Genomic DNA, 10505 nt, shown 5'->3' with positions numbered 1-10505 from the left:
GCCCCGCCCATCCCGCGCCACCACCCAGAAGGTGACGCGCTGGGGCGTGGCGGGGGTGTCGTAGGCAGACGTCGGGTCACCCGGCCGGCCCTCCACGGGCTCCTGGGAGCGGAACTCCTTCACCTCGCCGTCGCCCGTGGCGAACCAACTGAAGAAGACCTGCTCGGGGCGCGGGCCTTCGTCCGTCTCCTCGATTTCGACGCTGCCCTCGGCCAGCACCGGTGTGAAGGTGACTTCGCGCGACACGGGCAGCGGACCGGTGAGCGGCGCGCCGTCCCACAGGACGTCCGACACCACCGGGTTCTGGTTGGGCGTGGGGGTGGCCCGCAGCGTCACCCGGCGCACGCCGCGCTCCGTGCCTTCCGGCGTGCCGCTGCCGTCCGTGGCCTCGTAACCGATGAAGAGGGGAATGCCCCGGGCCAGCGCCTCGCGCAGCGCCGGGTCCTCCGGGTCCAGCGCTCCGCCGCCGCCCGGATTGCCGGCGGCCAGCGCCTCCAGCAACACCGCCTGCACGTTCGCGTCCGAAAGCGACAGCTCGCCGTCCGGCAACGGCACGCTGTCGTCCCCCGGGCACCGCCCGTCATAGGGATTGCCGGTGAAGCGGCACAGCGCGTAGCGGACGGTGACGGGGCGCGCGTCCGGCGTCACCGCCAGCGCGCTGAACGTCACGGGCCCGGGCAGCGTGGAGGCGTCCGGGTCCACCACCAACTCGGCGGGCTCCGCCTGGATGGCCAGCACGCGCACGCGCCGGATTTCACTCTGCAGTTCAAAGTCGGGGGCGCAGCCGGCCAGCAGCAGCGCCCCGAGCGCGGGGAGGATGGAACGCATGCTCAGAAGCTCCCCCGGGCGCCGATGATGGGAAGGATGGGCAGTCCTTCGAAGAAGGCGCTTTGGGTGTAGTTGTAGTTGTAGGCGATGCCTTCCACCGCCGGGTTGTTGTAGGCGTTCGTCAGATCCAGGTAGACATTGAGCGCCCACTTCTCGAAGACGAAGTTCTTGTCCACGCGGATGTCCAGCTGGTTGAAGGACGGCAGCCGGCGCGAGTTCACCGCCGCGTAGAGCGGGATGAAGACGTCCGACCCGTCGTCGCGCACCGAGCCCACCACCGGCGTCGTGGGGTTGCCCGAAGCGAAGCGCATGCGCGCGCCCACCTCCCAGCCCGCCGGCAGCTTGTAGGACGCAATCGCTGTCAGCACGTGCGTCTGGTCATTGTCGAAGAGGCGCCAGCCCACGCCCGGCGCGTCGCGGCGCTCGCTGCGGCTGAGCGTGTAGGAGACCCAGCCGAAGAGCCGGTCCGTCAGCGCGCGGCGCACCAGCACCTCCAGGCCGTAGATGCGGCCCACGCCGCCGTTGCTCAAGCGCTCGGGCACCTGCTGGCCGTTGCGCACCACCGTGGCGTTGGAGCGGACGATGAGCCCGTCCAAGTCATTGTAGAAGACCTCGCCGCCGACGAACCACTCCGGCCGCGCCTGCCACTCCGCGCCCACGCTGTACTGGAGCGACCGCTTCGCGCGCAGGTCCGGGTTGCCGAAGGCCACGCTCGGCTCGTCCTGCACGGGGGGCCCGTGGTAGACGCCCGCGCCGCCCTTGAGCGTCAGCGTGTCCGTCAGCCCGTAGCGGACCGCCAGCCGCGGGTTGAAGGTGCGGCGGGCCTGGGTCTGGTCGGTGAAGACGTAGCTCTCCGCGCGCAGGCCCGGCACCAACAGCAGGCGCGGCACGGGGCGCCAGCGCGCCTCCACCCAGGTGGAGGGGAAGTACTGGAGGAAGTCGCCGTCCGCGGTGAGCACGTCGTCGGTGACGGTGGGCGTGGGCGGCTCACCCTCGCGGGAGAGGCCCTGGATGCGCGCGGTGACGCGGGCGAGGTTGCTCACCACGTCGATGCCGCCCGCCAGCGTGAGCGCCTCACCGAAGGCGTACTCCACCGTGGAGCGCAGGTTCAGGTCCGTGGAGGCGATGCGCAGGCCGCGGTCACCAATGCCGAACTGGACCAGCGTGTTGCCCACCAGGCCGTGCGTGTCCAGGGTGAGCGCGTCCGCGCGGTACTGGTGCCGCAGGCGCAACTGGTTGAAGCCGGTGGTGACGTTCAAGCCGCCGGTGACGGTGGGGTCGTCATCCGCCGGCCGGTCGAAGACGAGCCCCAGCCTGTCGCGCGAGGTGAGGCCCTGCAGCGTGAAGGTGTGGCGCGACCTCGGCTTCCACACCAGCTTGAGCTGCGCGTCGTAGTAGCGCGGCGCCACCTGGAGGCTGGGGCCGTTGTCGCCCTGCGGTACCAGGCCCAGCACCAGGTCAATGTACGAGCGCCGCCCCGCCACCGCGAAGCTCAGCGTGTCGGTGATGGGCCCCTCCACCACCGCGTTGGATTCGATGAGGCTGACGCCCACGGTGGCGTGGAGCCGGTCCGTGCGCGGCTCGCGGCTGCGCACGTTGATGACGCCGCCGGTGATGTCGCCGTAGTACGCGGAGAAGTTGCCGGGCAGGTAGTCCACCGCCTCCAGCAGCTCCGAGTTGTAGACGGAGGTGAGGCCACCGAAGTGGTAGAGCAGCGGGATGCGCTGCCCGTCGAGGAAGACGCCGGACTCCTGCGGGCCCGTGCCGCGGATGACGAGCTGGCCCCCGTTGAAGGCGGGGCGCGCCACGCCGGGCAGGTTCTGCACCACCTTCAGCGTGTCACCCTGGGTGCCGGGGACGCGCTGCACCTCCGCCAGTTGGAGCGTGGTCTGCGTCACCTCCTTGCGCTCGCGCTCGCTGCGCACCACCGTCTCGAACGCGCCGAAGATGCGCTTTCGCACGTAGTACGTGGCGCGCGTCTCCTGGCCTTCCGTGAAGGTCTCCTCGGTGCGGAAGCGCTCGTAGCCGCTCTGCACCACCAGCACCTCGTGCGTGCCCAGGGGGATGCCGCGGAAGGAGAAGCGGCCTTCCTCGTCGGTGACGGTGGAGCGCTCCAGCGCGGGCAGCACCACCTCCGCGCCCAGGAGGGCGTCCCGCGTGCCCCGCTCCAGCGCCCGGCCGCTGAAGTTCACCGGGGCCTCGGGCTCCACGGCGGCGGCGTCCTCACCCGCGGGCGGCGGCGGTGGACGGAAGACGAACTGGTAGGCGTATTCGATGCGCACCGGCGCGGGGACGTTGTCCACCTCGGCGGGCTCGAACTGGAACTGGCGGACCGCCTCCATGGCGGCCTCGTCGAAGCCGTGGCCGGCGGACTGGGACACCTCGACATTGGAGACGGCGCCCGTCTCCGAGATGTCGACCCACATCACCACCGTGCCCTCGAGCTGCTGGGCAGCGGCTAGGGGCGGATAGGCCGCCTCCACCTGGCGCATCAGCGCGGGGGGCTTCGTCAGCACGCCCTGCGGCGCGCCGGCGTCGGTGACGCCCGCGTCCTGCTGGGCGGAGGCGCCAGTGGCGGCGAGGAGACAGAGGAAGGCGAGGAGGATTTTCATGAGGGGCGCGGGACTCCCGCGCCCCTCCTAGTGCGGCGGCTACTTCGGCGCGAGCACGATTTCGATGCGGCGGTTCAGACTGCGGTTTTCCGCCGAGTCGTTGGCCGCGATGGGCTGGTACTGCCCGTAGCCCGCGGCGGAGAGGAACGTCGGGTCCACGCCAGCGTTCTGGAGTGAACGGACCACCGCCATGGCGCGCGCCAGGCTCAGCTCCCAGTTGGACGGGAACTGACCGCCGCCGGTCGGGACGTCGTCCGTGTGGCCTTCCACGCGGATGATCTTCCCCTGCACCGTCTTGAGCGCGTCGGCGATCTTCTTCAGCGCCTCCTCGCCCTCCTTGCCGACGCGGGCGGAGCCGGAGGCGAAGAGAATCTTGTCCTTGAGCTGGACGGTCATCTTGCCCTTGAGCTCGGACAGCTGAATCTTGCCGTCGGAAATCTCCTGCTTGAGGCTCTGGGCCAGGTTCTCGTACTCGGAGCTGCGCTTCTCCAGCTCCTCCTTCGCCTGGGCCAGCTTCTTCGTGTTGCGCGCCAGCTCATCGTTGAGGGCGGCCAGCTGCGCGTTCTTCTCCTCCAGCGCGCGGCGCTCCGCGGTGCCCGCGGTGAGGCGGGACTCGGCGGTGCTCAGGCGGGTGTTCAGCGCCTCCCGCTCCTGCTCCAGCTCGGCAATCTTCTCTTCCAGGGCCTTCACCTTGGCCTCGGCGGCCTCGCGAGCGCCCTTCTCGTCGTTGAGGCCCTTGGCGAAGCTCTCCGCCTCGAGCGCCTTGGCGTCGAACTTCCCCTGCGAAACACAGCCCGTGGTGGTGGAGAGCGCGACGAGAGCAGCCAGAGCCAACGGTTTCCGCATATGTACGTGTCCTCCTGACACCTGTGGATGAAGCGCCAGCCTATCGCCGGTGGTGCTCCGGGTCAGGAAGAACCTCGCACATATTTTGAGCTGAAACGACTGAATGGCTGACAGACAGCCAAGCGCGTCAGTCAGCGCGGAAAAATAGGATGAGAGTCGAGCCAGACGGAGAAGAGTGCGTCCGCGAAGTGCTTGCCGGGGATGAAGACGCCACCGGAGGCAGCTCCCCCGACTTCAAGGCCAACGCCCGGCGTGTAGGTGATGACGAGGTCCTCGCCCTTCTCCACGTCCTTCAGCGACGCGAGCATGATGCGCAGGTGGTTCGCCAGCGGCCCGCCGTGGCGCAGGGCGGGGCTGTGCTCCAACCCGTCCCGGAAGCTGCCCACGAGCTGATCCTTGGAGATGCTGCGCAGGAAGCGGAAGTGGAGCCGCTTCACGGAGTTGGAGTGGATGGCCTCGTGCGTGGAGCGTGGTCGGTCCTCCATGTAGAGGCTCCAGACGTAGACCTTGAAGAAGAGCTGCTTGTGCAGCTCCATGTGGGCGAGCTCGACGGTGCGCCCCTTGAGGTTCAGCGACACCGGCATGAGCACGCCGCCGACCTGCTTCTGCCCCGCCTGCGCGGCGCCCGCGACGAGCAGCACGCCCACCACGAGACACCGCAGTTTCCCACCCCACGCCTGAGTACGCATGCGCCCGACCCCCGACCCCACTGAATCCGACAGGACATACGCTGCACACGCTGCCCGGCATCGCCAACGCCCGGAAGGGCAGCGCTGTCAGGCAGTGGACGGCGACAGGTCCTGGTGGCTCAGCGTCGGGCGGCTCACGGCGCCGGGGTGCGCTCCAGCAGGGCCCCGGCCCACGTCAGGCCGCTGCCCACGACGCTCAGCACCACCGCGTCTCCCACGGTGGGGTCGTCCCAGTGCTCGCTCAGGACGCCGGGCGCGCCCGCGGCGCCCGTGTTCCCCCGGGTGTGCACGTTGAAGAAGTGCCGCGCGTCCGGCACCTCACACCGCCGCTGCACGGCCTCCAGCATGCGCAGGTTGGCCTGGTGACCGATGAGGGTGACGGCCTCCGCGCCCTGGTCCGGGTGGCGGTCCATGAAGCGCGCGCGCAGGGCCTGGAACGTCTCCCCCGCGCGGCGGATGGCGAACTTCTGCACCTCGCCGCCGTTCTGGGTGAAGTGCCCCATGCGCGGCACGCGCACCTTGTCCGCGCCCGACGGGTCTCCGGCCAGCAGCGTCTCCGTGAGGAGCCAGCGCCCCGGCACGCGCGGCGACAGGATGGCCGCGGACGCGCCGTCTCCCCACAGCACCGCGCTGGAGCGGTCCGTGTAGTCCACCACGCGCGTGGAGTTGTCCATGTTGACCACCAGCACGTAGTCCGGCAGGCGCTCCGGCCGCATGCCCGCCAGGAAGTGCAGCTGCATGCAGAAGGACGAGCAAGCGCTCTGCAGGTCCACCGCCGGCGCGTTGATGTTCAGCAGCTGCGCCACCCGGTTGGACTCCGCGGGGATGCACTCGTCCGGACTGCATCCGCCCGCCACCACCAGCCCGATGTCGGACGGCTTCAGCCCCGCGCGCTCCAGCGCCATCAGCGCCGCGCGGCGTCCCGTCTCCGCGTTGCTGAAGAGCGCCGCCTCCTGCGCCGCGCGCACGTCGCGGTTGCGCGTCTCCCGGAGGTAGTCCAGCGGCAGCACCGTGTGCCGCGTGCGGATGCCCACGCGGTCCACAATCCACGCGTCGCTGGTCTCCAGCCCCAGCTCTTCGAAGAAGGCGTTGGTCAGGAGGTTGGGAGGATGGAAGTGGCCGAGCGCGTGGAGATACATTCAGAACCCTCTAACCGCTCAGCCTCCCAAAACTCTGTCAGCCGTTTGTCACGCCCTCGCGCCTTCGCGCACAGCGGACGGCCTGCCAGGCCATCCACCTAACGCGCGGCGTCAGTCTTCCGGCCCGTGAGTCGCAGCCGCATCGCGCCCTCACCGCGCGCCTCGAAGCCCTGCTCGACGGCGTCGTCGGTCAGCGCCACCTTCACCGGCCCGGACAAGGTGAGCTCCAACAACTGGATGCCCTCCGCGAGGACGGACATCTGCCCTTGCAGGGGAATGGTCATCAGGAAGGGCGCGTTGGTTTCCTGGCGCGACACCGTCATCGCCACGTCGAAGATGCCCACGGCGCCGCGCGACTCCTGACGCACTTCGACCAGGCGCGCGCGCGTCTGGGTGACGCGGGTGTCATCGCCCTGCTCGTCCACGATTTGCTTCGCGAGCGCATCGGAGAAGCCGTCCAGCGTGGCGCCCACCGACAGCGGCGTCTTCGGGAAGGCGGCCTCCAGCGCGTCTGGCTTGCCGAGCTCCGGCAGGTGCTTCGTCACCTCGTCCGCCTCCTCCTTGGACACCGGCTTGCCCTTCACATCGGTGATGGCCACGCGCGCCTTCTTCCACTCCGCCAGGTACGTCTTCCGGCTGATGGGGCTCGCCTTGCGCTGGACCTCGCCCTGCTCCTCGGCCACCTCGCCCACGTCGCCGAACGCCAGCTTCACCTTGGAGACGACGTTCCCCTTCGCGGCCAGCACCGTCACCGTGTGGCGGCTGGACGAGGTCACCGACATCGCCACCGACATCGGCTTGTCCATGTCCGAGGCGCGCAGGTCGAGCGCCAGCCGCATGTCCACGGCGTTGTCCAGCACCTCCTGGTCCCCCACGCGGACATTCACCTGCTTGAACTGGAGGGTCGGCGCCTTCACCTCCGCCGCGGGCGCACCCGGCGCCTGGGCATGGGCGGCGAGCGGCGCGAGCGAGAGCCCCAGGGAGACGACGAACGGATACACGCGGTGCATGTGCTGCCCTCCTGGGACGCCATCCTTTCACGGGCGCTTTGCAGGTGTTCCGCTGAAATCGTGCAGTCCGCCAGGAAGCCCTTCGTCTGAACCCAGACGGATTCAAGCGCGCCCCGCGGAGGTCCTTTCGCCTCGCGCTACAGTTCCGCGGATGAGCGCGACGCCGGCCCCCCAGGTCCACTTCCGCACCTGCAACCTCTGCGAGGCCATGTGCGGCCTGCGCATCGAACTGGACGCCGGCCGCATCACCTCCATCCGGGGCGACGCGGAGGACCCCTTCAGCCGGGGCCACGTCTGTCCCAAGGCGCTGGCGCTGGAGGACCTGCACCAGGACCCGGACCGGCTGCGAGGCCCCCTGCGGCGCACCGCCAGCGGCTGGGAGCCCGTCTCCTGGGACGACGCGTTGGATGAGACCACGCGCCGCCTGCATGCCATCCAGCAAGCGCACGGCCGTGACGCGGTGGGCTCGTACCTGGGCAACCCCAACGTCCACAACCTGGGCAACATGCTGTTCGGTCCGGAGCTGCTGCGCACGCTGCGCTCGCGCAACCGCTTCTCCGCGACGTCCGTGGACCAGCTGCCGCACCAGTTCACCGCCTACCTCATGTTCGGCCACCAGCTGATGGTGCCGATTCCAGACATCGACCACACCGACTACATGCTCGTGCTGGGCGCCAATCCCCTGGCGTCCAATGGCAGCCTGATGACGGCGCCCGACGTTCGCGCCCGCCTGCGCGCCATCCAGCAGCGCGGCGGCCGCGTCGTGGTGATGGACCCGCGCCGCACGGAGACGGCGGCCATCGCCGACACGCACGTCTTCATCCGGCCGGGCACCGATGCGCTCGCGCTGCTCGCCCTGCTGCACGTCGCGGTGGTGGAGCACGCGCCCCGCCTGGGGCCGCTGGAGGCCTTCACCGACGGCCTGGAGACGGTGTGCGCGCTGGCCCGGGACTTTCCTCCGGAGCAGGTCGCGCCGCACACGAGCGTGCCCGCGCACACCCTGCGCCGCATCGCCCGGGACTTCCTCTCCGCCCGGGCCGCCGTGTGTTACGGCCGCATGGGCGTGTCCACCCAGGCCTTCGGCGCGCTGTGCCAGTGGCTCATCACCGTGCTCAACGTGGTGAGCGGCAACCTGGACCGGCGCGGCGGCGCCATGTTCACCCTGCCCGCGTTCGACATCGTCGGAGGCCCCCGGGCCCTGGCCTTGGGCCACGGCGGCTTCGGCCGCTGGAAGAGCCGCGTGCGAGGGCTCCCCGAGTTCGCGGGGGAATTGCCCGCGGCGGCGATGGCGGAGGAGATGCTCACGCCAGGCCCGGGCCGCGTCCGCGCGCTCGTCACCGTCGCGGGAAACCCCGCGCTGTCCACGCCGGATGGCGCGCGGCTGGAGCAGGCGCTCGCGGGCCTGGACTTCATGGTGAGCATCGACCCGTACCTCAACGAGACGACGCGCCACGCGCACCTCATCCTCCCGCCGGTGTCACCGCTGGAGCGCAGCCACTACGACGTCGCGTTCCACGCGCTGGCGGTGCGCAACACCGCGAAGTACTCGCCCGCCCTCTTCGAGCCCGGGCCGGGCAGCCGGCAGGACTGGCAGATTCTGCTCGCCCTCCAGCACCGGCTGCTGACGCTGCGGCGGGGCCGTCCCTCCGTGCGCGCCACGCTCAAGTACCAGGCCCTGTCCCGGCTGGGTCCGGAGCGGGTGCTGGACCTGGGCCTGCGGCTGGGGCCCTACGGGGCGCGCTTCCACCCGGCGAAGCACGGCCTCAGCCTGGCGAAGCTGCGTCAATCTCCCCACGGCATCGACCTGGGGCCGCTCCAGTCCTGCCTGCCCCAGCGCCTCCAGACGAAGGACCGCCGCATCCATCTGGCGCCGGAGGTGCTGGTGGCGGACGTCCAGCGTCTGCGAGCAGCCTTCCCCCAGGACACAGTTCCCGCGCCGGACAGCGACGAGCTGCTGCTCATCGGCCGGCGGCACCTGCGCGACAACAACTCCTGGATGCACAACGTTCCGGGCCTGCTGAAGGGCAAGCCGCGCTGCACGCTGATGATGCATCCGGAGGACGCGGCGCGGCGGGCGCTGGCCGACGGCATGGAGGCCACCATCACCTCGCGCGTGGGGACGGTGACGGTGCCCATCCACGTGACGGACGAGGTGATGCCCGGCGTGGTGAGCCTGCCCCACGGCTACGGGCATGGACGCCAGGGCACGCGGCTCGCCGTGGCCGCCGCGCACGCGGGCGCCAGCCACAACGACCTCACGGACGCGCAGGCCGTGGACGCGCTCTGCGGCAACGCCGCCTTCAGCGGCACGCCGGTGCGGGTGCTGCGGGCAGCGGCGCCCGAATCCGCCACACCAGCGGGATGAGCGCGCCCACCAGCACGAACAGCAGCTGCACCAGGTGCCCCAGCAGCGCCACCGACATGGCGCGCGCGGCCGTGGTGTCCAGCACGCCCGCCGCCAGCGCGAAGGCGCCGTCACTCACGCCCACCTGCCCCGGCACCAGCGAGCCCACCGCCAGCGCGCACAGGTAGAGGCCCTGGGCGAAGAACGCCTGCACCAGGGACGTGTCGATGCCCACCGCGTAGGTCAGCACGCCGTACTGCGCCACCTGGAACAGCCGGCTGCACAGGAACGCCCGCATGGGCGACCACGGCAGCAACGCGCCACACCGCGCCGAGGCCTGGAACTGCTCCGCGTGGAGCGCCCAGCGGCTGAAGCGGCACACCAGCCACGCGCCGGGCCGCTTCGCGCGCATGCACGCGCGCACGCCCACAGACAGCAGCACCAGCAACACGCCATGCGCCAGCATGAGCAGCGTGAAGAGCGACATGCCCGTCAGCAAGTAGGACGCCAGCGCGCAGGGGAACGAGATGAAGCCTCCCGCCGCCAGGGACGCCGCCTGGGAGGTGGCCGCCGCCGCGGTGGCGGTTCCCCCGCCCATATAGGGACTCAGCAGGGCCGCCTTGGTGGCCTCCGCCGCGGCGCGGCCCGCCGGGGCCATGCTGGACACCGCGGTGCCGATGAGCTGCGCGCGGGCCAGGACGCGCCAGGGCACGCTTCGGGCACCCGGTCCATAGGCGCACCGCGTGGCCAGTCCGTCCATGCACTGCCGCCCCAGCTCCAGCAGCACCACCCACGGCAGCCAGGGCGCCGCGCCGGACAGCACGGCGCCCAGCTCACGAGGCCCAACCTTGTGGACCAGCAACGCCAGCGTGCCCACCCCCGCCAGCGCGAAGACGGGCCGGAGCCCCACCACCATCCACCGCTTCAGGACCCGCTGCGGCGCCGCTGCTCCCACCGCGGCGGCTGGCTGGGCCAGGGACAGCTCCCCGTGCGCGTTGCTCACCATCGACCTCCTCACCGTCCCGTTGCCCGCAGCG

8 protein-coding genes are annotated in these 10505 nt (G+C 70.8%); 1 reads left to right on the top strand and 7 read right to left on the bottom strand.

Annotated features, from left to right (window positions below; all coding sequences use genetic code 11):
• The 6 genes from HV826_RS26970 to HV826_RS26945 form a co-directional block, all read right to left on the bottom strand.
• Nucleotides 1–828, bottom strand: an 828-nt coding sequence (locus HV826_RS26970) for a hypothetical protein (RefSeq protein ID WP_176419844.1), incomplete at its 3' end; no start/stop codon positions are given.
• A 2-nt stretch (nt 829–830) separates the two neighbouring features.
• A complete protein-coding gene (locus HV826_RS26965) occupies nt 831–3440 on the bottom strand; it encodes a TonB-dependent receptor domain-containing protein (RefSeq protein WP_176419843.1) in 2610 nt (869 codons plus the stop codon).
• Between the two features lie 39 nt (nt 3441–3479).
• Nucleotides 3480–4286 carry an OmpA family protein gene (locus HV826_RS26960; RefSeq protein WP_163786750.1) on the bottom strand — a complete coding sequence of 269 codons (807 nt, stop codon included), beginning with the start codon at nt 4284–4286 and terminating at the stop codon, nt 3480–3482.
• Nucleotides 4287–4417: 131 nt separating this feature from the next.
• Entirely contained in the window at nt 4418–4975 is a 558-nt protein-coding gene (locus tag HV826_RS26955; RefSeq protein WP_176419842.1) for a chalcone isomerase family protein, read from the bottom strand.
• A 134-nt stretch (nt 4976–5109) separates the two neighbouring features.
• On the bottom strand, nt 5110–6114 hold the full coding sequence (locus HV826_RS26950; RefSeq protein ID WP_176419841.1) for a 3-oxoacyl-ACP synthase III family protein: 1005 nt from the start codon (nt 6112–6114) through the stop codon (nt 5110–5112).
• 98 nt (nt 6115–6212) lie between these two features.
• Nucleotides 6213–7124 (bottom strand): hypothetical protein, encoded by a 912-nt coding sequence (locus HV826_RS26945; RefSeq protein ID WP_176419840.1) that lies wholly within the window; start codon nt 7122–7124, stop codon nt 6213–6215.
• A 151-nt stretch (nt 7125–7275) separates the two neighbouring features.
• Here HV826_RS26945 and HV826_RS26940 point away from each other — a divergent pair, with 151 nt between their 5' ends.
• Nucleotides 7276–9489 carry a molybdopterin-dependent oxidoreductase gene (locus HV826_RS26940; RefSeq protein WP_176419839.1) on the top strand — a complete coding sequence of 738 codons (2214 nt, stop codon included), beginning with the start codon at nt 7276–7278 and terminating at the stop codon, nt 9487–9489.
• On the opposite strand, the gene HV826_RS26935 is transcribed toward HV826_RS26940, so the two are convergent.
• On the bottom strand, nt 9425–10474 hold the full coding sequence (locus tag HV826_RS26935; protein WP_255217436.1) for a lysylphosphatidylglycerol synthase domain-containing protein: 1050 nt from the start codon (nt 10472–10474) through the stop codon (nt 9425–9427). The genes HV826_RS26940 and HV826_RS26935 overlap by 65 nt on opposite strands.
• Nucleotides 10475–10505 lie beyond the last annotated feature (31 nt).

Source organism: Myxococcus sp. AM010 (assembly GCF_013372585.1).
GTDB lineage: Bacteria > Myxococcota > Myxococcia > Myxococcales > Myxococcaceae > Myxococcus > Myxococcus vastator.
The sequence above is the reverse complement of the archived record's forward strand: the minus strand, read 5'-3'. Positions and strand labels throughout refer to the sequence as shown.

Coding starts and splice junctions, on each gene's coding strand:
- HV826_RS26965 (WP_176419843.1), bottom strand. CDS start 3,440: ATGAAAATCCTCCTCGCCTTCCTCTGTCTCCTCGCCGCCACTGGCGCC.
- HV826_RS26960 (WP_163786750.1), bottom strand. CDS start 4,286: ATGCGGAAACCGTTGGCTCTGGCTGCTCTCGTCGCGCTCTCCACCACC.
- HV826_RS26955 (WP_176419842.1), bottom strand. CDS start 4,975: ATGCGTACTCAGGCGTGGGGTGGGAAACTGCGGTGTCTCGTGGTGGGC.
- HV826_RS26950 (WP_176419841.1), bottom strand. CDS start 6,114: ATGTATCTCCACGCGCTCGGCCACTTCCATCCTCCCAACCTCCTGACC.
- HV826_RS26945 (WP_176419840.1), bottom strand. CDS start 7,124: ATGCACCGCGTGTATCCGTTCGTCGTCTCCCTGGGGCTCTCGCTCGCG.
- HV826_RS26940 (WP_176419839.1), top strand. CDS start 7,276: ATGAGCGCGACGCCGGCCCCCCAGGTCCACTTCCGCACCTGCAACCTC.
- HV826_RS26935 (WP_255217436.1), bottom strand. CDS start 10,474: ATGGTGAGCAACGCGCACGGGGAGCTGTCCCTGGCCCAGCCAGCCGCC.